The sequence below is a fragment of the Geobacillus sp. WSUCF1 genome (genome assembly GCF_000422025.1).
Lineage (GTDB): Bacteria > Bacillota > Bacilli > Bacillales > Anoxybacillaceae > Geobacillus > Geobacillus zalihae.
Map to the genome: position 1 here is coordinate 15,292 of NZ_ATCO01000051.1, position 23,331 is coordinate 38,622.

37 protein-coding genes and 2 pseudogenes are annotated in these 23,331 nt (G+C 51.6%); all 39 read left to right on the plus strand.

From position 1 onward, the window contains the following. The first annotated feature begins 6 nt into the window (after nt 1-6). The 39 genes and pseudogenes from I656_RS10535 (at nt 7) to truA (ending at nt 23,265) form a co-directional block, all read left to right on the plus strand. Nucleotides 7-255: a 50S ribosomal protein L7ae-like protein gene (locus I656_RS10535; protein ID WP_011229615.1), complete on the plus strand. Its 249-nt coding sequence runs from the start codon at nt 7-9 to the stop codon at nt 253-255. A 96-nt stretch (nt 256-351) separates the two neighbouring features. Beyond that, the gene (rpsL, locus tag I656_RS10530; protein WP_011229616.1) at nt 352-774 is read left to right on the plus strand and encodes a 30S ribosomal protein S12; all 423 of its coding nucleotides are present in this window, start codon (nt 352-354) and stop codon (nt 772-774) included. A gap of 39 nt (nt 775-813) precedes the next feature. Continuing rightward, entirely contained in the window at nt 814-1,284 is a 471-nt protein-coding gene (gene rpsG, locus I656_RS10525) for a 30S ribosomal protein S7 (protein WP_011229617.1), read from the plus strand. 180 nt (nt 1,285-1,464) lie between these two features. Beyond that, nucleotides 1,465-3,544, plus strand: a pseudogene (fusA, locus tag I656_RS10520) (elongation factor G). A 128-nt stretch (nt 3,545-3,672) separates the two neighbouring features. After that, nucleotides 3,673-4,860, plus strand: coding sequence for an elongation factor Tu (gene tuf, locus I656_RS10515; RefSeq protein WP_011229619.1), 1,188 nt, complete (start codon nt 3,673-3,675; stop codon nt 4,858-4,860). Between the two features lie 296 nt (nt 4,861-5,156). Then, nucleotides 5,157-5,465: a 30S ribosomal protein S10 gene (gene rpsJ, locus I656_RS10510; RefSeq protein WP_008881945.1), complete on the plus strand. Its 309-nt coding sequence runs from the start codon at nt 5,157-5,159 to the stop codon at nt 5,463-5,465. 20 nt (nt 5,466-5,485) lie between these two features. Further along, nucleotides 5,486-6,127 (plus strand): 50S ribosomal protein L3, encoded by a 642-nt coding sequence (rplC, locus tag I656_RS10505; RefSeq protein WP_011229620.1) that lies wholly within the window; start codon nt 5,486-5,488, stop codon nt 6,125-6,127. Nucleotides 6,128-6,156: 29 nt separating this feature from the next. After that, entirely contained in the window at nt 6,157-6,780 is a 624-nt protein-coding gene (gene rplD / locus I656_RS10500) for a 50S ribosomal protein L4 (protein ID WP_011229621.1), read from the plus strand. Beyond that, entirely contained in the window at nt 6,780-7,067 is a 288-nt protein-coding gene (gene rplW / locus I656_RS10495; protein WP_011229622.1) for a 50S ribosomal protein L23, read from the plus strand. The genes rplD and rplW overlap by 1 nt, the downstream gene beginning before the upstream one ends. Before the next feature lie 27 nt (nt 7,068-7,094). Beyond that, the gene (gene rplB / locus I656_RS10490) at nt 7,095-7,925 is read left to right on the plus strand and encodes a 50S ribosomal protein L2 (protein WP_011229623.1); all 831 of its coding nucleotides are present in this window, start codon (nt 7,095-7,097) and stop codon (nt 7,923-7,925) included. Between the two features lie 33 nt (nt 7,926-7,958). Continuing rightward, nucleotides 7,959-8,237: a 30S ribosomal protein S19 gene (gene rpsS / locus I656_RS10485; protein ID WP_011229624.1), complete on the plus strand. Its 279-nt coding sequence runs from the start codon at nt 7,959-7,961 to the stop codon at nt 8,235-8,237. Nucleotides 8,238-8,255: 18 nt separating this feature from the next. Then, on the plus strand, nt 8,256-8,597 hold the full coding sequence (gene rplV / locus I656_RS10480; protein WP_011229625.1) for a 50S ribosomal protein L22: 342 nt from the start codon (nt 8,256-8,258) through the stop codon (nt 8,595-8,597). A gap of 3 nt (nt 8,598-8,600) precedes the next feature. Next, nucleotides 8,601-9,257 carry a 30S ribosomal protein S3 gene (gene rpsC / locus I656_RS10475; RefSeq protein WP_011229626.1) on the plus strand — a complete coding sequence of 219 codons (657 nt, stop codon included), beginning with the start codon at nt 8,601-8,603 and terminating at the stop codon, nt 9,255-9,257. 2 nt (nt 9,258-9,259) lie between these two features. Continuing rightward, nucleotides 9,260-9,685 (plus strand): 50S ribosomal protein L16, encoded by a 426-nt coding sequence (rplP, locus tag I656_RS10470; protein ID WP_011229627.1) that lies wholly within the window; start codon nt 9,260-9,262, stop codon nt 9,683-9,685. Beyond that, on the plus strand, nt 9,685-9,885 hold the full coding sequence (rpmC, locus tag I656_RS10465; protein ID WP_011229628.1) for a 50S ribosomal protein L29: 201 nt from the start codon (nt 9,685-9,687) through the stop codon (nt 9,883-9,885). The genes rplP and rpmC overlap by 1 nt, the downstream gene beginning before the upstream one ends. A 24-nt stretch (nt 9,886-9,909) precedes the next feature. Next, nucleotides 9,910-10,173: a 30S ribosomal protein S17 gene (gene rpsQ, locus I656_RS10460; protein ID WP_011229629.1), complete on the plus strand. Its 264-nt coding sequence runs from the start codon at nt 9,910-9,912 to the stop codon at nt 10,171-10,173. A 49-nt stretch (nt 10,174-10,222) separates the two neighbouring features. Then, entirely contained in the window at nt 10,223-10,591 is a 369-nt protein-coding gene (gene rplN, locus I656_RS10455; RefSeq protein WP_011229630.1) for a 50S ribosomal protein L14, read from the plus strand. 36 nt (nt 10,592-10,627) lie between these two features. Next, nucleotides 10,628-10,939 (plus strand): 50S ribosomal protein L24, encoded by a 312-nt coding sequence (rplX, locus tag I656_RS10450; protein ID WP_020754510.1) that lies wholly within the window; start codon nt 10,628-10,630, stop codon nt 10,937-10,939. 27 nt (nt 10,940-10,966) lie between these two features. After that, complete coding sequence (rplE, locus tag I656_RS10445) at nt 10,967-11,506, plus strand: 50S ribosomal protein L5 (RefSeq protein WP_012820489.1); 540 nt, start codon at nt 10,967-10,969, stop codon at nt 11,504-11,506. A gap of 29 nt (nt 11,507-11,535) precedes the next feature. Further along, the gene (locus I656_RS10440; RefSeq protein WP_003247599.1) at nt 11,536-11,721 is read left to right on the plus strand and encodes a type Z 30S ribosomal protein S14; all 186 of its coding nucleotides are present in this window, start codon (nt 11,536-11,538) and stop codon (nt 11,719-11,721) included. 33 nt (nt 11,722-11,754) lie between these two features. Beyond that, a complete protein-coding gene (gene rpsH, locus I656_RS10435) occupies nt 11,755-12,153 on the plus strand; it encodes a 30S ribosomal protein S8 (protein WP_012820490.1) in 399 nt (132 codons plus the stop codon). A 32-nt stretch (nt 12,154-12,185) separates the two neighbouring features. Continuing rightward, complete coding sequence (gene rplF / locus I656_RS10430; protein WP_011229634.1) at nt 12,186-12,722, plus strand: 50S ribosomal protein L6; 537 nt, start codon at nt 12,186-12,188, stop codon at nt 12,720-12,722. Nucleotides 12,723-12,755: 33 nt separating this feature from the next. Further along, a complete protein-coding gene (rplR, locus tag I656_RS10425; RefSeq protein WP_011229635.1) occupies nt 12,756-13,118 on the plus strand; it encodes a 50S ribosomal protein L18 in 363 nt (120 codons plus the stop codon). Nucleotides 13,119-13,137: 19 nt separating this feature from the next. Further along, nucleotides 13,138-13,638 (plus strand): 30S ribosomal protein S5, encoded by a 501-nt coding sequence (gene rpsE, locus I656_RS10420; protein ID WP_011229636.1) that lies wholly within the window; start codon nt 13,138-13,140, stop codon nt 13,636-13,638. A gap of 13 nt (nt 13,639-13,651) precedes the next feature. After that, entirely contained in the window at nt 13,652-13,840 is a 189-nt protein-coding gene (gene rpmD, locus I656_RS10415) for a 50S ribosomal protein L30 (protein WP_011229637.1), read from the plus strand. A gap of 24 nt (nt 13,841-13,864) precedes the next feature. Further along, the gene (rplO, locus tag I656_RS10410) at nt 13,865-14,305 is read left to right on the plus strand and encodes a 50S ribosomal protein L15 (RefSeq protein WP_013143982.1); all 441 of its coding nucleotides are present in this window, start codon (nt 13,865-13,867) and stop codon (nt 14,303-14,305) included. After that, a pseudogene (gene secY, locus I656_RS0115145) lies at nt 14,305-15,596 on the plus strand (preprotein translocase subunit SecY). Before rplO ends, secY begins: the two are co-directional and overlap by 1 nt. A 43-nt stretch (nt 15,597-15,639) precedes the next feature. Beyond that, nucleotides 15,640-16,293 carry an adenylate kinase gene (locus I656_RS10405; RefSeq protein WP_033005170.1) on the plus strand — a complete coding sequence of 218 codons (654 nt, stop codon included), beginning with the start codon at nt 15,640-15,642 and terminating at the stop codon, nt 16,291-16,293. Further along, nucleotides 16,290-17,057, plus strand: coding sequence for a type I methionyl aminopeptidase (map, locus tag I656_RS10400; protein WP_012820493.1), 768 nt, complete (start codon nt 16,290-16,292; stop codon nt 17,055-17,057). The genes I656_RS10405 and map overlap by 4 nt, the downstream gene beginning before the upstream one ends. A gap of 95 nt (nt 17,058-17,152) precedes the next feature. After that, a complete protein-coding gene (infA, locus tag I656_RS10395; RefSeq protein ID WP_011229642.1) occupies nt 17,153-17,371 on the plus strand; it encodes a translation initiation factor IF-1 in 219 nt (72 codons plus the stop codon). A 36-nt stretch (nt 17,372-17,407) separates the two neighbouring features. After that, entirely contained in the window at nt 17,408-17,521 is a 114-nt protein-coding gene (rpmJ, locus tag I656_RS10390) for a 50S ribosomal protein L36 (protein ID WP_011229643.1), read from the plus strand. A 20-nt stretch (nt 17,522-17,541) separates the two neighbouring features. Next, complete coding sequence (gene rpsM, locus I656_RS10385) at nt 17,542-17,907, plus strand: 30S ribosomal protein S13 (RefSeq protein ID WP_015373728.1); 366 nt, start codon at nt 17,542-17,544, stop codon at nt 17,905-17,907. 25 nt (nt 17,908-17,932) lie between these two features. Beyond that, nucleotides 17,933-18,322, plus strand: coding sequence for a 30S ribosomal protein S11 (gene rpsK, locus I656_RS10380; protein WP_011229644.1), 390 nt, complete (start codon nt 17,933-17,935; stop codon nt 18,320-18,322). Between the two features lie 150 nt (nt 18,323-18,472). Further along, nucleotides 18,473-19,417 (plus strand): DNA-directed RNA polymerase subunit alpha, encoded by a 945-nt coding sequence (locus I656_RS10375; RefSeq protein WP_011229645.1) that lies wholly within the window; start codon nt 18,473-18,475, stop codon nt 19,415-19,417. A gap of 100 nt (nt 19,418-19,517) precedes the next feature. Next, a complete protein-coding gene (gene rplQ / locus I656_RS10370) occupies nt 19,518-19,880 on the plus strand; it encodes a 50S ribosomal protein L17 (protein ID WP_011229646.1) in 363 nt (120 codons plus the stop codon). Between the two features lie 117 nt (nt 19,881-19,997). Beyond that, entirely contained in the window at nt 19,998-20,837 is an 840-nt protein-coding gene (locus I656_RS10365) for an energy-coupling factor ABC transporter ATP-binding protein (protein WP_011229647.1), read from the plus strand. Further along, nucleotides 20,813-21,682 (plus strand): energy-coupling factor ABC transporter ATP-binding protein, encoded by an 870-nt coding sequence (locus tag I656_RS10360; RefSeq protein WP_020754518.1) that lies wholly within the window; start codon nt 20,813-20,815, stop codon nt 21,680-21,682. The genes I656_RS10365 and I656_RS10360 overlap by 25 nt, the downstream gene beginning before the upstream one ends. Then, complete coding sequence (locus I656_RS10355; protein ID WP_020754519.1) at nt 21,679-22,476, plus strand: energy-coupling factor transporter transmembrane protein EcfT; 798 nt, start codon at nt 21,679-21,681, stop codon at nt 22,474-22,476. The genes I656_RS10360 and I656_RS10355 overlap by 4 nt, the downstream gene beginning before the upstream one ends. A gap of 12 nt (nt 22,477-22,488) precedes the next feature. Beyond that, nucleotides 22,489-23,265, plus strand: a complete 777-nt coding sequence (gene truA / locus I656_RS10350) for a tRNA pseudouridine(38-40) synthase TruA (RefSeq protein ID WP_015373731.1) — start codon at nt 22,489-22,491, stop codon at nt 23,263-23,265. The last annotated feature ends 66 nt before the right edge of the window (nt 23,266-23,331 follow it).

Consider the following 23,331-nt stretch of genomic DNA (forward strand, 5'->3'; position numbering starts at 1 on the left):
TGTTACATGTCTTATGAAAAAGTATTACAGGCTGGAAAAATTGTCATTGGAACCAAACAAACGATAAGGGCTTTAAAGGAAGGGAAAGCAGCGGAAGTGATCGTGGCGGAGGATGCCGACTTGCCGATCATCGAAAAAGTGACCGCCGCCGCCAATGAGGCAAACGTGCCGGTCACAAAAGTCGATTCGATGAAAAAGCTTGGCAAGGCGTGCAAAATCCAAGTCGGTGCGGCTGCAGTGGCGATCCTTCGGTAACGTTTTGCCTTTCTCCCCTAAAACCTTTATTTGCATAAACGATGAACCACCTGGATATGTGGGCTTAAACGATACATGCGAAAGGAGGATCTTTTCATGCCTACAATCAACCAATTGGTCCGCAAAGGACGCGAGAAAAAAGTCGTGAAATCGAAATCCCCTGCGTTGAACAAAGGGTATAACAGCTTCAAAAAAGAGCAAACGAATGTGTCGTCTCCGCAAAAACGCGGCGTTTGCACGCGTGTCGGCACGATGACGCCGAAAAAACCGAACTCGGCGTTGCGGAAATACGCCCGTGTCCGCTTGACAAATGGGATTGAAGTTACGGCGTACATTCCGGGGATCGGCCATAACTTGCAAGAACACAGCGTTGTGCTCATCCGCGGCGGACGTGTCAAAGACTTGCCGGGGGTACGCTACCATATTATCCGTGGGGCGCTGGATGCTGCAGGCGTAGCGAACCGGATGCAAGGTCGTTCGAAATACGGCGCGAAAAAACCAAAAGCAGCGAAAAAATAATGAAATGAAGAGAATGTTTTCCTGAAGGGAGGAAACACTATGCCACGTAGAGGCCCTGTTGCTAAACGTGACGTACTGCCGGATCCAATTTACAATTCGAAGCTTGTTACCCGTTTGATCAATAAAATTATGATCGACGGCAAAAAATCAAAAGCGCAAAAAATTCTTTACACCGCGTTTGATATTATCCGTGAGCGCACGGGTAAAGATCCAATGGAAGTGTTTGAGCAAGCGTTGAAAAACGTGATGCCGGTGTTGGAAGTGCGCGCTCGCCGCGTTGGTGGGGCGAACTACCAAGTTCCGGTCGAGGTTCGTCCGGACCGCCGCGTTTCTCTCGGTTTGCGCTGGCTCGTGCAATATGCACGTCTTCGCAACGAAAAAACGATGGAAGAGCGCTTGGCAAATGAAATTATGGACGCTGCCAACAACACGGGTGCAGCGGTGAAAAAACGCGAAGATACACATAAAATGGCTGAAGCGAACCGCGCGTTTGCCCATTACCGCTGGTAAGGAGCGCCGCCTAAAGGAAATAGGTGAGGAGGCACTGCGGTTGCCTATTCACCTATCTTCCTATATATTGCGGCCTTTCCGGTCGCGCGTGGGACAACTTCAAAGACAAGGGGATTGCGCCATCGATGGCGGCGCCATCTACTTATATTTCATATTTGAAGGAAGGAGAAAATAACCACTATGGCAAGAGAGTTCTCCTTGGAAAAGACTCGCAACATAGGGATTATGGCGCACATTGACGCCGGGAAAACGACGACGACGGAACGGATCTTGTTCTATACCGGCCGCGTTCATAAAATCGGGGAAGTGCATGAAGGTGCGGCCACGATGGACTGGATGGAACAAGAACAAGAGCGCGGAATTACGATCACGTCGGCGGCGACAACGGCGCAATGGAAAGGCCATCGCATCAATATCATCGACACGCCGGGGCACGTCGACTTTACGGTCGAGGTTGAGCGTTCGTTGCGCGTATTGGACGGGGCCATCACGGTCTTAGACGCGCAATCGGGTGTTGAACCGCAAACGGAAACCGTTTGGCGCCAAGCGACGACATATGGCGTCCCACGGATCGTGTTCGTCAACAAAATGGATAAAATCGGCGCCGATTTCTTGTATTCGGTGAAAACGCTCCATGACCGCCTGCAAGCGAACGCCCATCCGGTGCAACTGCCGATCGGTGCTGAAGATCAATTCTCCGGCATTATCGACTTGGTTGAAATGTGCGCGTACCATTACCATGATGAGCTTGGCAAAAACATTGAGCGCATTGACATTCCGGAAGAATACCGCGATATGGCAGAAGAGTACCATAACAAGCTGATTGAGGCGGTCGCTGAGCTGGACGAAGAATTAATGATGAAATATTTGGAAGGAGAAGAAATCACGGCGGAAGAGCTGAAGGCCGCGATCCGCAAAGCGACGATCAGCGTTGAATTCTTCCCGGTCTTCTGCGGCTCGGCATTCAAAAACAAAGGTGTTCAGCTGCTTCTTGACGGCGTTGTCGACTACTTGCCGTCTCCGGTTGACATCCCGGCGATTCGCGGCGTCGTTCCGGATACCGAAGAAGAAGTGACACGTGAAGCAAGCGATGACGCTCCGTTTGCCGCTTTGGCATTTAAAATCATGACTGACCCGTATGTCGGGAAATTGACGTTTATTCGCGTCTACTCTGGAACGCTTGATTCCGGTTCATATGTGATGAACACGACGAAAGGGAAGCGCGAACGGATCGGCCGCTTGCTGCAAATGCACGCGAACCACCGTCAAGAAATTTCGAAAGTCTATGCCGGTGATATTGCCGCAGCGGTAGGTTTAAAAGATACGGCGACCGGTGATACTCTATGTGATGACAAGCATCCTGTCATTTTAGAGTCGATGCAATTCCCAGAACCGGTCATTTCGGTGGCAATCGAGCCGAAGTCGAAAGCCGATCAAGACAAAATGAGCCAAGCGCTGCAAAAATTGCAAGAAGAAGACCCGACTTTCCGCGCTCACACCGACCCGGAAACGGGCCAAACGATCATCTCCGGAATGGGCGAGTTGCATCTTGACATCATCGTCGACCGGATGCGCCGCGAGTTCAAAGTCGAAGCGAACGTCGGGGCGCCGCAAGTTGCCTACCGCGAAACGTTCCGCAAATCGGCGCAAGTCGAAGGCAAATTCATCCGTCAATCCGGCGGCCGCGGTCAATACGGCCACGTTTGGATCGAATTCTCGCCGAACGAGCGCGGCAAAGGCTTCGAATTCGAGAACGCCATCGTCGGTGGGGTTGTTCCGAAAGAGTATGTGCCGGCCGTCCAAGCTGGATTGGAAGAAGCGATGCAAAACGGCGTCTTAGCCGGCTATCCGGTTGTCGACATTAAAGCGAAGCTGTTCGACGGATCGTACCACGATGTCGACTCGAGCGAAATGGCATTCAAAATCGCTGCTTCCTTGGCATTGAAAAACGCCGCGACGAAGTGCGATCCGGTTCTTTTGGAACCGATCATGAAAGTCGAAGTCGTCATCCCTGAAGAGTACCTCGGTGACATCATGGGCGACATCACGTCCCGTCGCGGCCGCATCGAGGGGATGGAAGCGCGCGGCAACGCCCAAGTCGTCCGGGCGATGGTGCCGATGGCTGAAATGTTTGGTTATGCGACATCGCTCCGTTCGAACACGCAAGGACGCGGAACGTTCTCGATGGTGTTTGACCACTATGAAGAAGTTCCGAAAAACATCGCCGATGAAATTATCAAAAAAAAATAAAGGCGAATAATTGATTTCTCTTGCTAGTTTCGCTATAAATACTTATGTAAGTAAGACTTGGGAACATTTTGTTCCCAAGCATCCTATACTTACCCAACCATATAAATTCATATCTTACTTTTAAGGAGGATATCTCTCATGGCTAAAGCGAAATTTGAGCGCACGAAACCGCACGTCAACATTGGCACGATCGGCCACGTTGACCACGGGAAAACGACGTTGACAGCTGCGATCACGACGGTTTTGGCGAAACAAGGCAAAGCCGAAGCAAAAGCGTACGACCAAATCGACGCTGCTCCGGAAGAGCGTGAACGCGGGATTACGATTTCGACGGCGCACGTCGAGTATGAAACAGATGCTCGCCACTATGCGCACGTTGACTGCCCAGGCCACGCTGACTACGTTAAAAACATGATCACGGGCGCGGCGCAAATGGACGGCGCGATCCTTGTTGTATCGGCGGCTGACGGTCCGATGCCGCAAACGCGCGAACACATTCTTCTCTCCCGCCAAGTCGGTGTTCCGTACATCGTTGTATTCTTGAACAAATGCGACATGGTGGACGACGAAGAATTGCTTGAACTTGTTGAAATGGAAGTTCGCGATCTTCTCTCTGAATACGACTTCCCAGGCGATGAAGTGCCGGTCATCAAAGGTTCGGCATTAAAAGCGCTTGAAGGCGACCCGCAATGGGAAGAAAAAATCATTGAACTGATGAATGCGGTTGACGAATACATCCCGACGCCGCAACGTGAAGTGGACAAACCGTTCATGATGCCAATCGAGGACGTCTTCTCGATCACGGGCCGCGGTACGGTTGCAACAGGCCGTGTTGAACGCGGTACGTTGAAAGTTGGCGACCCGGTTGAAATCATCGGTTTGTCGGATGAGCCGAAAACGACGACCGTTACGGGTGTAGAAATGTTCCGCAAACTTCTCGATCAAGCGGAAGCCGGCGACAACATCGGTGCGCTTCTCCGCGGCGTATCTCGTGATGAAGTCGAGCGCGGCCAAGTATTGGCGAAACCTGGTTCGATCACGCCGCACACGAAATTCAAAGCGCAAGTATACGTCCTGACGAAAGAAGAAGGCGGACGCCATACTCCGTTCTTCTCGAACTACCGTCCGCAATTCTACTTCCGTACGACGGACGTAACGGGCATTATCACGCTTCCGGAAGGCGTCGAAATGGTTATGCCTGGCGACAACGTTGAAATGACGGTGGAACTGATCGCCCCGATCGCGATCGAAGAAGGTACGAAATTCTCGATCCGCGAAGGCGGCCGTACGGTCGGCGCTGGCTCTGTATCGGAAATCATCGAGTAATCACGGCAAAAAAGGGTGTCCAGCAATGGACATCCTTTTTTTGATGCCATCTTGACCGTCAGATTGGCGGCTGTGTTGAAAACGGGATGGCGGCTATGTATAATAGAAGAAGTGTGGGAAAAGCAAAGAAATCACTTGCAATCTTGCTTACATACCAGTATAATATCAAATGTTGGTCTTTGACTGCGATGAAGCGGAAGGTTGCTGACACACCCGGCCGCTTTGCCACGGCGGTGTGCAGGAAATTTCCGTGGAGAAGTCTATTTTCAAAATAGGCGAAGAAGGAGGGAAACCAAATGGCAAAAGAAAAAATTCGCATTCGTTTAAAAGCTTACGATCATCGAATTTTAGACCAATCGGCGGAGAAAATTGTGGAAACCGCAAAACGTTCCGGGGCAAAAGTGTCGGGGCCGATCCCGTTGCCGACGGAAAGAACGGTGTATACGATCTTGCGTGCCGTTCATAAGTACAAAGACTCCCGTGAACAATTCGAAATGCGGACGCATAAACGTTTGATCGACATCATCAACCCGACTCCGCAAACGGTTGATTCGTTAATGCGTCTCGATTTGCCGTCGGGCGTTGATATTGAAATTAAACTTTGATCGACTGGGAGGTGTGACACATGACGAAAGGAATCTTAGGAAGAAAGATCGGTATGACGCAAATATTTGCGGAAAATGGCGATTTGATTCCGGTAACCGTCATCCATGCGACGCCGAACGTCGTCCTGCAAAAGAAAACGATCGAAAACGACGGTTACGAAGCGATCCAATTAGGTTTTGAAGATATTAGCGAAAAACGCGCCAATAAACCGCAAATTGGCCATGCTGCCAAAGCGAACACGGCACCTAAGCGCTTCATTCGTGAAATCCGCGGCGCCAACATCGATGAATATGAAGTTGGCCAAGAAGTGAAAGTTGACATTTTCAGCGAAGGCGAAATTGTCGATGTCACGGGCATTTCGAAAGGGAAAGGTTTCCAAGGGGCGATCAAACGCCACGGTCAATCACGCGGACCAATGGCTCACGGTTCCCGTTATCATCGCCGTCCGGGTTCGATGGGGTCCATCGCGCCAAACCGCGTTTTCAAAACGAAAAACTTGCCGGGCCGCATGGGCGGTGAGCGCGTGACGATCCAAAACTTGAAAATCGTGAAAGTGGATCCGGAGCGCAACTTGCTGCTCATTAAAGGCAATGTGCCGGGTCCGAGAAAAGGCTTAGTCATCGTCAAAAGCGCCGTGAAAGCGGCGAAGAAGGCGAAATAACATCCGGCCAAGAAAGGAGGAACTACGTAATGCCAAAAGTAGCATTATACAACCAAAACGGTCAGACGGTCGGCGAAATCGAGTTGAACGACGCCGTTTTTGGGATTGAACCGAATAAGCATGTGTTGTTCGAAGCAGTGATTATGCAACGCGCCTCGATGCGTCAAGGAACGCATAAAACGAAAAACCGCGCTGAAGTGAGCGGCGGCGGCCGCAAGCCATGGCGCCAAAAAGGGACAGGACGCGCCCGTCAAGGTTCGATTCGCGCTCCGCAATGGCGCGGCGGCGGTACGGTCTTTGGTCCAGTTCCGCGCAGCTACAGCTACAAACTTCCGAAAAAAGTTCGCCGTTTAGCGATCAAATCGGCATTGTCTTCGAAAGTGCTCGAAAACGACATCGTTGTATTGGATCAATTGTCGCTTGAAGCACCGAAGACGAAGGAAATGGTCAAAATTTTAAACAATCTCTCAGTGGATCGGAAAGCACTCATTGTGACCGACGAGCTGAATGAGAATGTATATCTGTCGGCGCGCAACATTCCTGGCGTCAAAGTGGTGGCAGCCAACGGCATCAATGTGCTCGATGTGCTCAACCATGACAAACTCGTCATTACGAAGGCGGCCGTGGAGAAAGTAGAGGAGGTGCTTGCATAATGAAAGACCCTCGCGACATTATTAAGCGCCCCATCATCACGGAAAATACAATGAATTTGATCGGGCAAAAAAAATATACGTTTGAGGTCGACGTCAAAGCGAACAAGACGGAAGTGAAAGACGCCGTCGAGAAAATTTTTGGCGTTAAAGTAGCCAAAGTGAACATCATGAACTATAAAGGGAAATTTAAACGCGTCGGCCGCTACAGCGGCTATACGAACCGCCGCCGCAAAGCGATCGTCACGCTGACGCCGGACAGCAAAGAGATCGAACTGTTTGAAGTGTAACATAAACGATGAAGGAGGGACATTCCGATGGCGATCAAAAAGTACAAACCGACATCGAACGGCCGTCGCGGCATGACGGTGCTTGATTTCTCGGAAATTACGACGGATCAGCCGGAAAAATCGCTGCTTGCTCCGTTAAAGAAAAAGGCGGGCCGCAACAATCAAGGGAAAATTACGGTGCGCCATCAAGGCGGCGGCCATAAACGCCAATATCGGATTATCGACTTTAAACGCGACAAAGACGGAATTCCAGGACGCGTTGCTACGATTGAATACGATCCGAACCGTTCTGCCAATATCGCGCTCATCAACTATGCAGACGGTGAAAAACGCTACATTATCGCGCCGAAAAACTTGAAAGTCGGCATGGAAATCATGTCCGGTCCGGATGCGGACATTAAAATCGGCAATGCGCTTCCGCTTGAGAACATCCCAGTCGGTACGCTCGTCCACAACATTGAGCTGAAACCGGGCCGCGGCGGGCAATTGGTGCGTGCAGCTGGTACGTCGGCGCAAGTGCTCGGGAAAGAAGGAAAATACGTCATCGTTCGTTTGGCTTCCGGCGAAGTGCGCATGATTTTAGGCAAATGCCGTGCAACGGTTGGTGAAGTCGGCAACGAGCAACACGAACTTGTCAACATCGGGAAAGCAGGACGCGCCCGCTGGTTGGGAATTCGCCCGACAGTTCGCGGTTCGGTTATGAACCCGGTTGACCATCCGCACGGCGGTGGTGAAGGGAAAGCGCCAATCGGACGCAAATCGCCGATGACACCATGGGGCAAACCGACGCTTGGATACAAAACACGCAAAAAGAAAAACAAATCGGATAAATTCATCATCCGTCGCCGCAAGAAATAATGAACGAGCGCAATTCAGAAGGGAGGTTCACTTATGGGTCGCAGCTTGAAAAAAGGTCCGTTTTGCGATGAGCATTTGATGAAAAAAATCGAAAAACTGAATGCAACAGGGCAAAAACAAGTGATCAAAACGTGGTCTCGCCGTTCGACGATCTTCCCGCAGTTTGTCGGGCATACGATCGCGGTGTACGATGGCCGCAAACATGTTCCGGTCTACATCACGGAAGACATGGTCGGGCACAAACTCGGCGAATTTGCGCCGACGCGCACGTTCCGCGGCCATGCTGGCGATGACAAGAAAACGAAACGGTAATGAGAGGAGGTTCTAGATATGCAAGCTAAAGCTGTTGCAAGAACCGTTCGCATCGCTCCTCGTAAAGCGCGCTTAGTCATTGACTTGATTCGCGGGAAAGAAGTGGGCGAAGCGTTCGCTATTTTGCGCCATACACCAAAAGCAGCTTCCCCGATCATTGAGAAAGTGTTGAAATCAGCAGTTGCCAACGCTGAACACAACTATGACATGGACGTCAACAACTTGGTCATTACTCAAGCGTATGTCGACGAAGGCCCGACGCTGAAACGGTTCCGTCCGCGCGCCATGGGACGGGCAAGCGCCATTAACAAACGCACAAGCCATATTACGATCGTCGTTTCAGAAAAGAAGGAGGGATAATCCGTGGGTCAAAAGGTCAACCCGATCGGTCTGCGCATCGGCATCATTCGTGACTGGGAATCGAGATGGTATGCGGAAAAAGACTATGCAGATCTGTTGCACGAAGACTTGAAAATCCGTGAATACATTAGCAAACGCCTGCAAGACGCGGCCGTCTCCCGCGTGGAGATTGAACGGGCAGCCAACCGGGTCAACGTAACGATCCATACCGCCAAACCGGGCATGGTCATCGGGAAAGGCGGTTCGGAAGTGGAAGCGCTCCGTAAAGCGCTCGCGCAATTGACCGGTAAACGCGTCCATATCAACATTGTAGAAATCAAAAAACCAGACTTGGATGCACGTCTTGTTGCTGAAAATATCGCTCGTCAGCTTGAAAACCGCGTATCGTTCCGCCGGGCGCAAAAACAAGCGATCCAACGTGCGATGCGCGCTGGGGCGAAAGGGATCAAAACGATGGTATCCGGCCGTTTGGGCGGGGCTGACATCGCTCGTTCGGAGCATTACAGCGAAGGGACGGTTCCACTCCATACGCTGCGCGCTGACATTGACTATGGAACGGCAGAAGCCGATACGACGTACGGAAAAATCGGCGTGAAAGTATGGATTTATCGTGGAGAAGTCCTTCCGACCAAGAAAAAAGCTGAGGAAGGAGGAAAATAATCATGTTAATGCCAAAACGCGTCAAATATCGCCGTGAACATCGCGGACGGATGAAAGGCCGGGCGAAAGGCGGCACGGAAGTTCATTTCGGTGAATTTGGGTTGCAAGCATTAGAATCAGCTTGGATTACGAACCGGCAAATCGAAGCAGCCCGTCGGGCGATGACCCGTTACATGAGACGGGGCGGGAAAGTATGGATCCGCATTTTCCCTTCCAAACCGTATACGGCAAAACCGCTTGAAGTGCGGATGGGTTCTGGTAAAGGGGCGCCGGAAGGCTGGGTCGCCGTTGTCAAACCAGGCAAAGTGATGTTTGAAGTGGGCGGTGTTTCTGAGGAAGTGGCACGTGAAGCATTGCGTCTCGCTTCTCACAAACTTCCGATCAAATGCAAATTTGTAAAACGTGAAGAAACTGGTGGTGAAGCGTAATGAAAGCGAAAGAAATCCGTGAGTTGACCACTGCCGAGATCGAACAAAAAATTAAAGCGTTGAAGGAAGAATTGTTCAACCTTCGCTTCCAACTGGCCACAGGTCAATTGGAAAACACGGCGCGCATCCGCCAAGTGCGCAAAGACATCGCCCGCATGAAAACGATTATTCGCGAACGCGAGCTCGCTGCCAATAAATAATGTGTTTGAGAGGAGGTTTGTGGAATGAGCCAACGCAATCAACGCAAAGTGTACGTCGGGCGGGTTGTATCGGACAAAATGGACAAAACGATCACCGTGTTGGTCGAAACGTACAAAAAACATCCGCTGTACGGCAAACGCGTGAAATATTCGAAAAAATATAAGGCGCATGATGAACATAACATCGCGAAAGTCGGCGATATCGTGAAAATTATGGAAACTCGCCCGCTGTCGGCCACAAAACGCTTCCGCTTAGTGGAAGTCATCGAAAAAGCGGTTGTTCTGTAATCGTTCTTCACTTAGTTCGGAGAGATAATTCCGAAAGGAGGTTTCGTCGATGATTCAACAAGAATCTCGCTTGAAAGTAGCTGATAACTCTGGTGCACGCGAAGTGCTTGTCATTAAAGTGCTCGGAGGCTCGGGTCGCCGCTATGCGAACATCGGCGACGTCGTTGTGGCGACGGTCAAAGATGCGACACCAGGTGGCGTTGTTAAAAAAGGTCAAGTCGTGAAAGCAGTTGTTGTTCGTACGAAACGCGGGGTGCGCCGTCCGGACGGTTCGTACATCCGCTTTGACGAAAACGCCTGCGTCATCATCCGCGATGACAAAAGCCCGCGCGGCACGCGGATTTTCGGACCGGTTGCCCGTGAATTGCGCGATAAAGACTTCATGAAAATCATTTCTTTAGCTCCGGAAGTTATTTAATGGAACGGAACAGCGTTTCAAGGAGGTGCGAATGCGATGCATGTAAAAAAAGGCGATAAAGTGCAAGTAATCTCCGGCAAAGACAAAGGCAAGCAAGGCGTCATTCTAGCGGCGTTTCCGAAGAAAAACCGCGTCATCGTCGAGGGCGTCAATATTGTGAAAAAGCATGCGAAACCGTCGCAAGCGAACCCGCAAGGCGGCATCATTGAGAAGGAAGCGCCGATCCACGTTTCGAAAGTCATGCCGCTCGACCCGAAAACGGGTGAACCGACGCGCATCGGCTACAAAATGGTCGATGGCAAAAAAGTGCGCTATGCGAAAAAATCCGGCGAGATTTTGGATAAATAACCGTGACGCAGGAAGGGAGGTACTTTTATGAACCGCCTGAAAGAGAAGTATGTAAACGAAGTCGTACCTGCTCTCATGAGCAAGTTCAACTATAAATCGATCATGCAAGTGCCAAAAATCGAAAAAATCGTCATCAACATGGGTGTCGGCGATGCGGTGCAAAACCCGAAAGCATTAGACAGCGCCGTTGAAGAGCTGACGCTGATCGCCGGTCAGCGTCCGGTGGTAACGCGTGCGAAAAAATCGATCGCCGGCTTCCGTCTTCGTCAAGGGATGCCAATCGGTGCGAAAGTGACGCTGCGCGGCGAACGGATGTATGAGTTTCTCGATAAGTTGATTTCGGTCTCGCTTCCGCGCGTGCGCGACTTCCGCGGCGTATCGAAAAAGTCGTTTGACGGCCGCGGCAACTATACGCTCGGCATTAAAGAACAGCTCATTTTCCCTGAGATTGACTACGATAAAGTGAACAAAGTGCGCGGCATGGACATCGTGATCGTCACAACGGCCAACACGGATGAAGAAGCTCGTGAACTGCTGGCGTTGCTCGGCATGCCATTCCAAAAATAATGATCCCATAACGCAAGGGAGGCGAAATCGTGGCTAAAAAATCGATGATCGCGAAACAAAAACGGACGCCGAAGTTTAAAGTGAGAGCGTACACCCGTTGCGAGCGCTGCGGCCGCCCGCACTCGGTCTATCGCAAATTCAAATTGTGCCGTATTTGTTTCCGTGAGCTCGCATACAAAGGTCAACTTCCAGGCATCAAAAAAGCCAGCTGGTAATCAACCCATTGATTGGGAAGGAGGTAAAACATAATGGTGATGACAGATCCAATTGCTGATATGCTGACTCGCATCCGCAATGCGAATATGGTGCGTCACGAAAAGCTCGAAGTCCCGGCTTCGAAAATCAAGCGGGAAATCGCGGAAATTTTAAAGCGCGAAGGGTTTATTCGTGATTATGAATATATCGAAGACAACAAACAAGGCATTCTCCGCATCTTCTTGAAATACGGTCCGAACAACGAACGTGTCATTACCGGGCTGAAACGCATCAGCAAACCCGGCTTGCGCGTTTACGTCAAAGCCCATGAAGTGCCGCGCGTCTTAAACGGCTTAGGGATCGCGATTCTTTCGACATCGCAGGGCATCTTAACAGACAAAGAAGCACGGCAAAAAGGCACGGGCGGCGAAGTAATCGCCTACGTTTGGTAATCTATCTGCTCAAGAATGGAGGTGTTTTTGACATGTCACGTGTCGGCAAAAAACCAATTGAAATTCCTGCCGGTGTCACCGTTACGGTCAACGGCAACACGGTTACGGTCAAAGGGCCGAAAGGGGAGCTGACCCGCACGTTCCATCCAGATATGACGATCACGGTTGAGGGCAATGTCATCACGGTTACGCGTCCAAGCGATGAAAAACATCATCGCGCGCTCCATGGCACGACGCGCAGCTTGCTCGCCAACATGGTCGAAGGCGTTTCGAAAGGTTATGAAAAAGCGCTCGAACTCGTTGGTGTCGGGTACCGGGCGTCGAAACAAGGGAAAAAGCTTGTATTGAGCGTCGGTTATTCTCATCCGGTAGAAATTGAGCCGGAAGAAGGCCTTGAAATTGAAGTGCCATCCCAAACGAAAATCATCGTCAAAGGGGCAGACAAACAGCGCGTCGGCGAACTGGCCGCCAACATTCGCGCGGTTCGTCCGCCAGAGCCGTATAAAGGCAAAGGCATCCGCTACGAAGGTGAACTTGTGCGCCTGAAAGAAGGCAAAACTGGTAAATAACGCGGCATAGCGAAGCGAAAGGAGTGACATTCGATGATCACGAAAGTGGACCGAAACGCGGTTCGGAAGAAAAGACACGCGCGCATCCGCAAAAAAATCTTCGGCACGGCTGAACGTCCGCGGTTGAGCGTGTTCCGTTCCAATAAACATATTTACGCGCAAATTATCGATGATACAAAATCGTCAACGATCGTCAGCGCCTCGACGTTGGATAAAGAGTTTGGCTTAGATTCGACGAACAACATTGAGGCAGCGAAAAAAGTCGGCGAACTTGTCGCCAAACGTGCGTTGGAAAAAGGCATTAAAAAAGTCGTGTTCGACCGTGGCGGATATTTATATCACGGACGGGTAAAAGCATTGGCAGACGCCGCCCGCGAAGCCGGCTTGGAATTCTAATTACAAAGGAGGGACAACGATGCGTCGTATCGATCCAAACAAACTTGAATTGGAAGAACGTGTAGTCGCGGTCAACCGTGTAGCAAAAGTCGTGAAAGGCGGACGTCGCCTGCGCTTTTCAGCTCTCGTCGTCGTCGGCGATAAAAACGGCCATGTCGGATTTGGCACCGGAAAAGCACAAGAGGTTCCAGAAGCGATCCGCAAAGCCATTGAAGATGCGAAGAAAAACTTAATTGAAGTGCCGATCGTCGGCACAACGATTCCGCATGAAGTCATCGGCCATTTCGGTGCCGGGGAAATCATTTTGAAACCCGCTTCCGAAGGTACCGGGGTCATCGCTGGGGGTCCGGCGCGTGCTGTATTAGAGCTGGCGGGCATCAGCGACATCTTGTCGAAATCGATCGGTTCCAACACGCCAATCAACATGGTGCGCGCAACGTTTGATGGGCTGAAACAATTAAAACGCGCCGAAGACGTAGCGAGATTGCGCGGCAAAACAGTCGAGGAACTGTTAGGATAAGGAGGGAACGATCATGGCAAAAAAACTGGCGATTACCCTCACGCGCAGCGTGATTGGCCGTCCGGAAGACCAACGCGTTACCGTCAGAACGCTCGGCCTGCGAAAAATGCACCAAACGGTCATCCACAATGACAATCCTGCGATCCGCGGGATGATCAACAAAGTGGCCCACCTTGTCAAAGTCAAAGAAATTGAAGAATAATGAATCATAAGGAGGTGCTTTGCCATGAAACTTCATGAACTAAAACCAGCGCCGGGATCCCGAAAGAAAGCTGTGCGCGTCGGCCGCGGGATCGGTTCGGGCAACGGCAAAACGTCCGGCCGCGGTCAAAAAGGTCAAAATGCCCGCTCAGGTGGAGGAGTTCGTCTTGGGTTTGAAGGCGGTCAAACTCCGCTGTTCCGCCGTTTGCCGAAACGAGGATTTACGAACATCAATCGGAAAGAGTATGCGGTTGTGAATCTGGAAAAACTGAATCGTTTTGAAGACGGAACGGAAGTAACGCCGGAATTGCTTCTTGAGACGGGCGTCATCAGCAAGTTGAAATCGGGCGTGAAAATTTTGGGCAAAGGCCAAATCGAGAAAAAGCTGACGGTCAAAGCGCATAAGTTCTCGGCATCGGCGAAAGAGGCCATTGAGGCGGCTGGCGGTAAAACTGAGGTGATTTAATGTTTCGGACAATCTCCAACTTTATGCGCGTCAGTGATATTCGAAACAAAATTATTTTCACTCTTCTTATGTTGATCGTGTTCCGCATTGGAACGTTCATCCCTGTTCCGGGCGTGAACGCGGATGTGTTAAAACTGCAAGATGAATTGAATGCATTCGGCGTCCTGAACATTTTCGGCGGCGGGGCGCTGCAAAACTTTTCGATTTTTGCCATGGGGGTTATGCCCTATATTACGGCATCGATTATCGTCCAGCTGCTGCAAATGGACGTTGTTCCCAAATTTACGGAGTGGTCGAAGCAAGGCGAGGTAGGCCGGCGTAAATTAGCTCAGTTTACCCGCTATTTCACGGTCGTGCTCGGGTTTATCCAAGCCATCGGCATGTCGTACGGCTTTAACAACTTGGCTGGCGGGATGCTCATTCGAAATCCGGGCATCGGCACGTATTTGCTGATCGCGGTTGTCTTGACCGCCGGCACCGCATTTTTAATGTGGCTCGGCGAACAGATCACCGCGAAAGGCGTGGGCAATGGCATTTCGATCATTATTTTCGCCGGGATTGTCTCAGGCATTCCGACGGTCTTGAACCAAATTTACGCCCAACAGTTTGAAAATGTCGGGGAAGATGTGTTTTTGCGCATCGTCCGGCTCCTGCTTGTGGCGTTGGCGGTCGTTGCCGTCATCGTTGGTGTCATTTACATCCAGCAGGCGTTCCGGAAAATTCCGATTCAATACGCAAAGCGGCTTGAGGGCCGAAGCCCGGTGGGCGGCCACTCGACTCATTTGCCGCTCAAAGTGAACCCAGCGGGAGTCATTCCGGTCATTTTCGCTGTATCGTTTTTGATTGCACCACCGACCATTGCATCGTTTTTTGGCACGAATGATGTAACATTGTGGATTCGCCGAACGTTTGATTATACGCACCCGGTTGGATGATCATTTACGTCGTGCTCATCATCGCGTTTACGTACTTTTATGCGTTTGTTCAAGTCAATCCGGAGCAGATGGCGGACAACTTGAAAAAACAAGGCGGCTACATCCCAGGTATTCGCCCTGGGAAAAACACACAAGAGTACGTGACGAGAATTTTATACCGGCTGACGCTGGTCGGATCAATCTTTTTGGCGGTTGTCGCTGTGCTGCCGGTGTTCTTTGTGAACTTTGCCAACTTGCCGTCTTCCGCACGAATCGGCGGTACGAGCTTGCTTATTGTCGTCGGCGTGGCGCTTGAGACGATGAAACAGCTTGAGAGCCAGCTGGTGAAACGCCATTACCGTGGATTCATCAAATAAAGAAGGCAAGAACGGACGTCCCTTGCCGATAGGGGGAGTTAGGATGAATTTAGTGCTGATGGGGCTGCCGGGTGCCGGCAAAGGCACGCAGGCCGAGAAAATCGTAGCGGCTTACGGAATTCCGCATATTTCAACGGGAGATATGTTTCGAGCGGCGATCAAAGAAGGGACGCCGTTAGGGTTGCAGGCAAAGCAGTATATGGACCGCGGCGACCTTGTGCCGGATGAGGTGACGATCGGCATCGTCCGCGAACGGCTGAGCAAAGAGGATTGCCAACATGGTTTTTTGCTCGATGGATTCCCGCGCACGGTCGCCCAAGCAGAAGCGCTTGAGAGGTTGCTTTCGGAAATCGGGCGCAAGCTTGACTATGTCATCCATATCGACGTTCGCCAAGAGGTCTTAATGGAGCGCCTGACCGGCAGACGTATTTGCCGCAACTGCGGAGCAACGTACCATCTCGTTTTTCATCCGCCGGCGAAACCGGGCGTATGCGATAAATGTGGTGGCGATCTGTACCAGCGCCCCGATGATAATGAAGCAACGGTGGCCAATCGGCTTGAGGTGAATAGGAAGCAAATGAAGCCGCTCCTCGACTTTTACGAGCAAAAAGGCTATTTGCGCCACATTAACGGCGAACAGGAAATGGAAAAGGTGTTTGCTGATATTTGTGAAGTGCTCGGGGGACTTGCTCGATGATTCGTTGCAAAACCGCGCAGGAAATTGCTTTGATGCGCGAGGCGGGAAAAATCGTTTTCCTTACATTGAAAGAATTGCAAAAGCACATTCGTCCCGGGATCACAACAAAGGAACTGGACGCCATCGCGGAGGAAGTGATTCGTTCCCATGGCGCCATTCCGTCGTTTAAAGGGTATCAAGGGTTTCCAGGGAGCATTTGCGCCTCGGTGAATGAAGAGCTTGTGCACGGGATTCCCAGCGGCCGCGCATTGCGGGAAGGCGATATTATTACGATCGATGTCGGCGCGCAGTATGAAGGCTATCACGCCGACTCGGCCTGGACGTATCCGGTCGGGGAGATTGACGCCGAGACGAAACGGTTGCTTGACGTGACAGAGCAATCGCTGTACGTCGGGCTCGCCGAGGCAAAACCGGGCGCTCGTTTAACGAACATCTCCCATGCGATTCAAACGTATGTCGAAGCGCATCACTTTTCCGTTGTTCGCGAGTATGTCGGGCATGGAATTGGTCAACACTTACATGAAGACCCACAAATCCCACATTATGGGCCACCGAACAAAGGCCCGATTTTGCGGCCAGGGATGGCGCTGTGCATCGAACCGATGGTCAATGCCGGCAGCCGTTACGTGAAAACGTTGGCCGACGATTGGACCGTCGTCACGGCCGATGGAAAACGGTGCGCCCATTTCGAACATACGATTGTCATTACAGAAGATGGCTGCGAAATTTTAACACATTGTGGAAATGAGTCTCCCACTTCATAAGTGGGAAGGGGTAAACGTCTTCTCGATCATCATGGATATCACGTTCGGTTTTGCGCAACACAATGTTACTCATTCGAAGGAGGGAGAGCCGCTCGATGGCGAAAGATGATGTAATTGAAGTGGAAGGCACCGTCATCGAAACATTGCCAAATGCGATGTTTCGTGTAGAATTAGAAAATGGGCACACGGTGTTGGCTCATGTATCCGGCAAGATCCGCATGCATTTCATTCGCATTTTGCCTGGCGACCGGGTGACGGTGGAGCTGTCGCCGTATGATTTGACGCGTGGACGGATCACGTATCGATATAAATAAAAGGAATGCACTCCGTTCAATAGGGAGGTAAACAACATGAAAGTAAGACCATCTGTCAAACCGATTTGCGAAAAATGCAAAGTTATTCGCAGACGGGGCAAAGTCATGATCATTTGCGAAAATCCGAAACATAAACAACGCCAAGGGTAATTTCTAAGGAGGTGTATCATATGGCACGCATTGCAGGTGTCGATATTCCGCGTGATAAACGGGTCGTCATTTCGTTAACATACATTTATGGGATCGGCAAACCGACAGCACAAAAAATCTTAAAAGAAGCTGGCGTATCGGAAGACACGCGCGTCCGCGACTTAACGGAAGAAGAGCTTAGCCGCATTCGTGAGATCGTCGGCCGCTTAAAAGTAGAAGGCGATTTGCGCCGTGAAGTATCGCTGAATATTAAACGCTTGATGGAGATCGGCTGCTATCGTGGTCTTCGCCATCGCCGCGGATTGCCGGTTCGCGGCCAAAACACGAAAAACAATGCCCGCACCCGCAAAGGTCCGCGCCGCACGGTAGCGAACAAGAAAAAATAATTACGCAAAGGAGGTCATTTGACGAATGGCACGCAGAACAAACACTCGTAAACGCCGGGTAAGAAAAAATATTGATACAGGCATCGCCCATATCCGTTCAACGTTCAACAACACGATCGTGACGATTACGGATGTTCATGGCAACGCCATTGCTTGGGCGAGCGCTGGTTCGCTGGGGTTCAAAGGTTCGCGCAAATCAACGCCGTTTGCGGCGCAAATGGCGGCTGAAGCAGCAGCGAAAGCGTCGATGGAGCATGGCATGAAAACGGTCGAAGTGAACGTCAAAGGTCCGGGGGCTGGCCGCGAGGCAGCGATCCGTGCATTGCAAGCAGCCGGGTTGGAAATTACGGCGATCAAAGACGTCACTCCAATCCCGCACAATGGATGCCGTCCGCCAAAACGTCGCCGCGTGTAACGCCCCTGTATAGAATTTGCACCATTGTCAATAATGGGATATGATAAAGACCATGGCAGGCAAGCGTAAAGAGAGATTCATGGGGGAATGTTGTTAGGCGTGTACCGTTTGATCGGGGTCTCGACGTTTTGAAGGAGGGTATAATAATCGATGATTGAAATTGAAAAGCCGAAAATTGAAACGGTCGAACTGAGCGAAGATGCCAAATATGGCAAATTCGTCGTCGAACCGCTTGAGCGTGGATATGGTACAACCTTAGGGAACTCCTTGCGTCGTATCCTATTGTCTTCACTCCCTGGTGCAGCTGTAACATCGGTGCAAATCGACGGCGTCTTGCATGAGTTTTCCACGATTGACGGCGTTGTGGAAGATGTGACAGCTATCATTTTGAATATCAAAAAACTAGCGTTGAAAATTTATTCAGACGAAGAGAAAACGTTGGAGATTGATGTGCAGGGTGAAGGAGTTGTCACGGCTGCCGATATCACTCACGACAGCGATGTAGAAATTTTAAACCCGGACCTTCATATCGCGACGCTGGCGGAAGGCGGCCGCCTGCGCATGCGCATGACCGCCAAGCGGGGGCGCGGATATGTTCCTGCTGAGGCGAATAAGCGCGAAGACCAGCCCATCGGCGTCATTCCGATCGATTCCATTTATACGCCGGTCTCCCGAGTTTCCTATCAAGTCGAGAATACAAGGGTCGGCCAAGTGACGGACTATGACAAGCTGACCATTGATGTGTGGACGGATGGAAGCATCGGGCCGAAAGAGGCCATTTCCCTTGGAGCGAAAATTTTAACGGAGCACCTGAACATTTTTGTCGGCTTGACGGATGAGGCGCAAAATGCGGAGATCATGGTGGAGAAAGAGGATGATCAAAAAGAAAAAGTGCTCGAAATGACGATCGAGGAACTCGATCTTTCGGTTCGTTCCTACAATTGCTTGAAGCGAGCCGGCATCAACACTGTTCAAGAACTGACGCAAAAAACGGAAGAAGATATGATGAAAGTGCGCAACCTCGGCCGCAAGTCGCTTGAGGAAGTGAAAGCGAAACTGGCTGAGCTTGGCCTCAGCCTGCGCAAAGACGACTAAGTGCCGGCCTCCGCCGGCAAGCCGGAAACACACTTTCACCATATCGCTTTGATGATGACCACCATGAGGAACACATCACTTTAAAAGGGAGGGACATTTGATGTCGTACAGAAAATTAGGACGCACGACTTCGCAACGAAAAGCACTGCTTCGCGACTTGGCAACAGACTTAATCATCAACGAACGCATTGAAACGACGGAAGCGCGGGCGAAAGAACTGCGCTCGGTCATGGAAAAAATGATTACGCTCGGCAAACGCGGCGATTTGCATGCCCGCCGCCAAGCAGCGGCATTCATCCGCAAGGAGGTCGCCAACAGCGAAACCGGCCAGGATGCGTTGCAAAAGCTGTTCAGCGACATTGCGCCGCGCTACCAAGATCGCCAAGGCGGCTATACGCGCATTATGAAACTTGGTCCTCGCCGCGGTGACGGGGCGCCGATGGTCATTATTGAACTCGTGTAACGGTTTCATTTCAACAAGGGCGAGACAGTTTCGTTTGAACTGGATCTATGCCCTTTTTTTGTTTACCATCATTTAGCAGGCTGCGTTTGCAACGCGGCGAAGCAAGGGGAAACGATCATGGCCGAACCAATCTTGTCGATCGAGGGAGTGTCCTTTCGCTATCCAAATCAATCCGACTATGCGGTGCAAAACGTCAGCTTCACGGCCGAGCGCGGGGAGTGGTTAGCGATCGTCGGCCATAACGGATCCGGCAAATCGACCATCGCTCGGATGCTGATCGGCTTGCTTCGGCCGGAGCGGGGCGCCATTCGCTTGTTTGGACGCCTTTTGAACGACGCAACCGTTTGGGAGGTGCGCCGCCGCGTTGGCCTTGTGTTCCAGAACCCGGACAACCAGTTTGTCGGTGCGACCGTGGAAGACGACATCGCTTTTGCCCTTGAAAACAACGGCATTCCGCGCTTGGAAATGGTCGAGCGCATTCGCGAAGCCATTCGCCAAGTCCATATGGAGCCGTTTCTCCATTATGAGCCGCACCGGTTGTCTGGGGGGCAAAAACAGCGCGTCGCCATCGCTGGCATTTTGGCGCTCCGCCCCGATATGATCATTTTGGATGAAGCGACATCGATGCTTGACCCGCGTGGAAGGGAAGAAGTGCTTGAGACGGTGCGCCGCCTGAACCGCCAGCAGCGCATTACCGTCTTGTCAATTACCCATGATTTGGAAGAGGCGGCGAAGGCGGACCGCCTCATTGTGATGAACAAAGGCGAAGTGATGGCAGAAGGGACGCCGGAGCAAATCTTTCGGCTCGGAAGCAAGCTCGAGCGCATCGGTCTTGATTTGCCGTTTGCCGTGAAAATGGGCAGTCGCTTGCGGGAACAAGGCATTCCGCTTCGGGCTGGATATTTCACGACAGAGGAGTTGGTCGAGGAGCTATGGACATTGTATTCGAAAAAGTAGAGCATGTGTACAACGCCCGTTCACCGCTTGCCCGTCGGGCGCTCTATGATGTCAATGTCGCAATCCGAAGCGGGGCGTACGTCGCCGTGGTTGGGCATACGGGCTCAGGAAAATCGACCCTCCTTCAGCATTTAAACGGGTTGCTGCAGCCGACAAGCGGCGCGGTGAAGATCGGCGAAGAGACGATCACGAGCCATAAGCGGCCAAAGCAGCTGAAACCGCTGCGCAAAAAGGTCGGGGTCGTCTTCCAGTTCCCGGAGCACCAGTTGTTTGAAGAAACGGTGGAGAAAGATATTTGTTTTGGCCCGCTCAATTTTGGCGTGCCGGAAGACGAGGCGAAGCGGAAGGCGCGGGAGCTCATTAAGCTCGTCGGATTGAGTGAAGACGTATTGGCGAAATCGCCGTTTGATTTGAGCGGAGGGCAAATGCGGCGCGTCGCCATCGCCGGCGTGCTCGCGCTTGAACCAGAAGTGCTCGTGCTCGATGAACCGACCGCGGGCCTTGATCCGCGCGGGCGCAAAGAGATGATGGAGATGTTTTATCGCCTCCATCGTGAGAAGCAGTTGACAACCATTCTCGTCACCCACAGCATGGAGGACGCCGCCCGGTACGCCGATGAAATCATCGTCATGCATGAAGGAACGGTATGGGGCCACGGAACGCCGGAAGAGATCTTTCGAGACGCTGACAAACTGGCTGCCATCGGTTTGAGTGTGCCGGAAACGGTCAAATTGAAACAGCAGCTCGAAAAGCGGTTCGGCGTTGTCATTCCGTCGCCATGCTTGACGTTGGAACAGACAGCGGAAGCCATCCAGCAATTGTTCGCCAAAGGTGAGCGTCCATGACGAATCATTTGATTATCGGCCAATATGTGCCTGGTCATTCCGTCATTCATCGCTTAGACCCGCGCGCCAAACTATTGATCGTGTTTGCTTACGTCCTGATCGTCTTTTTGGCGAACAATGCGGCGACGTATGCACTGCTGTCGCTGTTTGCGTTTGCCTTTGCAGCGCTGTCTCGCATCCCGTTTTCGTTCATTGCCCGCGGCTTGAAACCGATTTTATGGGTCGTTTTGTTTACATTGCTGTTGCATCTATTCATGACGAAAGAAGGAGACGTCATCTACCAAATCGGTGCGCTCTCTGTATATGAAGGCGGCATCAAGCAAGGGGTCTTTATTTCCCTAAGGTTTTTGCTCCTTGTATGGATGACGACGATGTTGACGTTGACGACGACGCCGATTGAAGTGACCGATGGCGTCGAAAGCTTGCTTGGGCCGCTCAAAAAGATGCGCGTTCCTGTCCATGAGCTCGCCTTGATGATGGCCATTTCGCTTCGATTCATTCCAACGTTGATGGAAGAGACGGAAAAAATTATGAAAGCACAGGCGGCCCGCGGCGTTGATTTTTCTGGCGGCCGTTTTTCCGAACGGATGAAAGCCATTGTCTCACTGCTTGTGCCTCTGTTTATCAGCTCGTTCAAACGAGCCGATGAGCTGGCGACAGCCATGGAGGCGCGCGGCTACCGCGGCGGGGAAGGGCGGACGAAATTCCGCCAGCTCGCTTGGAAGCCGGTGGACACCGTGTTTTTAGCGGCCGTGGCGCTGCTTTTTGCATTGCTTTGTCTATTACGATCATAGCGGAGGAAGGCCATGACAACACGGATCAAATGCATCATTGCCTATGATGGCACCCACTTTTCCGGCTACCAAATCCAGCCGGGAAAGCGGACGGTGCAAGGCGAGTTTGAGGAAGTGCTTCGGCGGATGCATAAAGGGACAAAAGTGCGTGTGGCGGCTTCGGGAAGGACGGATGCCGGCGTTCATGCCTATGGCCAAGTGATCCACTTTGATACGTCGCTTTCCCTTTCCTCGGAGCAGTGGAAAAAGGCGTTGAACGCCCAGCTGCCGGATGATATCGTCGTTCGCTTTGTACAGGAGGCCGATGCAGACTTCCACGCCCGTTTTTCGGCGAAAGCGAAAGAATACCGCTATAAAGTATGGACGGCTGCCGAGCGCGACGTGTTTCGCCGCCATTATTGCGCATGGCATCCATATTCGCTTCATATCAGCGCGATGAACGAGGCGCTTGGTTTGCTTCATGGAACGCACGATTTTACAAGCTTTTGTTCCGCCAAAACGTCGATCGAAGACCGGGTGCGCACCATGTATCGGGCTGAAGTGAAGGCCGACGGCCCGATGCTCGAGTTTCGGTTTGTCGGCAGCGGCTTTTTGTACAACATGGTGCGCATTATCGTTGGCACGGTGTTGGAGATCGGCCAAGGGAAGCGTTCTCCCGCCGACATTTCGATGTTGCTTGCGGCGAAAGATCGGCGCCTCGCTGGTCCAACCGCGCCGGCCGAAGGGCTGTATTTATGGCGCGTATACTATGAGGATGAATGTTTGGACCACTCATTGGCGGATGGCTGATGGTTTTCCCCGGCTTTTTAACATCTTTCCGAAAGAAGTCCCTCACTTCGAAACGAAGTGAAAGTG

Bases quoted from the DNA above. Each gene is read 5' to 3' on its own strand.
- I656_RS10535 (WP_011229615.1), top strand. From the start codon at position 7: ATGTCTTATGAAAAAGTATTACAGGCTGGAAAAATTGTCATTGGAACC.
- rpsL (WP_011229616.1), top strand. From the start codon at position 352: ATGCCTACAATCAACCAATTGGTCCGCAAAGGACGCGAGAAAAAAGTC.
- rpsG (WP_011229617.1), top strand. From the start codon at position 814: ATGCCACGTAGAGGCCCTGTTGCTAAACGTGACGTACTGCCGGATCCA.
- tuf (WP_011229619.1), top strand. From the start codon at position 3,673: ATGGCTAAAGCGAAATTTGAGCGCACGAAACCGCACGTCAACATTGGC.
- rpsJ (WP_008881945.1), top strand. From the start codon at position 5,157: ATGGCAAAAGAAAAAATTCGCATTCGTTTAAAAGCTTACGATCATCGA.
- rplC (WP_011229620.1), top strand. From the start codon at position 5,486: ATGACGAAAGGAATCTTAGGAAGAAAGATCGGTATGACGCAAATATTT.
- rplD (WP_011229621.1), top strand. From the start codon at position 6,157: ATGCCAAAAGTAGCATTATACAACCAAAACGGTCAGACGGTCGGCGAA.
- rplW (WP_011229622.1), top strand. From the start codon at position 6,780: ATGAAAGACCCTCGCGACATTATTAAGCGCCCCATCATCACGGAAAAT.
- rplB (WP_011229623.1), top strand. From the start codon at position 7,095: ATGGCGATCAAAAAGTACAAACCGACATCGAACGGCCGTCGCGGCATG.
- rpsS (WP_011229624.1), top strand. From the start codon at position 7,959: ATGGGTCGCAGCTTGAAAAAAGGTCCGTTTTGCGATGAGCATTTGATG.
- rplV (WP_011229625.1), top strand. From the start codon at position 8,256: ATGCAAGCTAAAGCTGTTGCAAGAACCGTTCGCATCGCTCCTCGTAAA.
- rplP (WP_011229627.1), top strand. From the start codon at position 9,260: ATGTTAATGCCAAAACGCGTCAAATATCGCCGTGAACATCGCGGACGG.
- rpmC (WP_011229628.1), top strand. From the start codon at position 9,685: ATGAAAGCGAAAGAAATCCGTGAGTTGACCACTGCCGAGATCGAACAA.
- rpsQ (WP_011229629.1), top strand. From the start codon at position 9,910: ATGAGCCAACGCAATCAACGCAAAGTGTACGTCGGGCGGGTTGTATCG.
- rplN (WP_011229630.1), top strand. From the start codon at position 10,223: ATGATTCAACAAGAATCTCGCTTGAAAGTAGCTGATAACTCTGGTGCA.
- rplX (WP_020754510.1), top strand. From the start codon at position 10,628: ATGCATGTAAAAAAAGGCGATAAAGTGCAAGTAATCTCCGGCAAAGAC.
- rplE (WP_012820489.1), top strand. From the start codon at position 10,967: ATGAACCGCCTGAAAGAGAAGTATGTAAACGAAGTCGTACCTGCTCTC.
- rpsH (WP_012820490.1), top strand. From the start codon at position 11,755: ATGGTGATGACAGATCCAATTGCTGATATGCTGACTCGCATCCGCAAT.
- rplF (WP_011229634.1), top strand. From the start codon at position 12,186: ATGTCACGTGTCGGCAAAAAACCAATTGAAATTCCTGCCGGTGTCACC.
- rplR (WP_011229635.1), top strand. From the start codon at position 12,756: ATGATCACGAAAGTGGACCGAAACGCGGTTCGGAAGAAAAGACACGCG.
- rpsE (WP_011229636.1), top strand. From the start codon at position 13,138: ATGCGTCGTATCGATCCAAACAAACTTGAATTGGAAGAACGTGTAGTC.
- rpmD (WP_011229637.1), top strand. From the start codon at position 13,652: ATGGCAAAAAAACTGGCGATTACCCTCACGCGCAGCGTGATTGGCCGT.
- rplO (WP_013143982.1), top strand. From the start codon at position 13,865: ATGAAACTTCATGAACTAAAACCAGCGCCGGGATCCCGAAAGAAAGCT.
- I656_RS10405 (WP_033005170.1), top strand. From the start codon at position 15,640: ATGAATTTAGTGCTGATGGGGCTGCCGGGTGCCGGCAAAGGCACGCAG.
- map (WP_012820493.1), top strand. From the start codon at position 16,290: ATGATTCGTTGCAAAACCGCGCAGGAAATTGCTTTGATGCGCGAGGCG.
- infA (WP_011229642.1), top strand. From the start codon at position 17,153: ATGGCGAAAGATGATGTAATTGAAGTGGAAGGCACCGTCATCGAAACA.
- rpmJ (WP_011229643.1), top strand. From the start codon at position 17,408: ATGAAAGTAAGACCATCTGTCAAACCGATTTGCGAAAAATGCAAAGTT.
- rpsM (WP_015373728.1), top strand. From the start codon at position 17,542: ATGGCACGCATTGCAGGTGTCGATATTCCGCGTGATAAACGGGTCGTC.
- rpsK (WP_011229644.1), top strand. From the start codon at position 17,933: ATGGCACGCAGAACAAACACTCGTAAACGCCGGGTAAGAAAAAATATT.
- I656_RS10375 (WP_011229645.1), top strand. From the start codon at position 18,473: ATGATTGAAATTGAAAAGCCGAAAATTGAAACGGTCGAACTGAGCGAA.
- rplQ (WP_011229646.1), top strand. From the start codon at position 19,518: ATGTCGTACAGAAAATTAGGACGCACGACTTCGCAACGAAAAGCACTG.
- I656_RS10365 (WP_011229647.1), top strand. From the start codon at position 19,998: ATGGCCGAACCAATCTTGTCGATCGAGGGAGTGTCCTTTCGCTATCCA.
- I656_RS10360 (WP_020754518.1), top strand. From the start codon at position 20,813: ATGGACATTGTATTCGAAAAAGTAGAGCATGTGTACAACGCCCGTTCA.
- I656_RS10355 (WP_020754519.1), top strand. From the start codon at position 21,679: ATGACGAATCATTTGATTATCGGCCAATATGTGCCTGGTCATTCCGTC.
- truA (WP_015373731.1), top strand. From the start codon at position 22,489: ATGACAACACGGATCAAATGCATCATTGCCTATGATGGCACCCACTTT.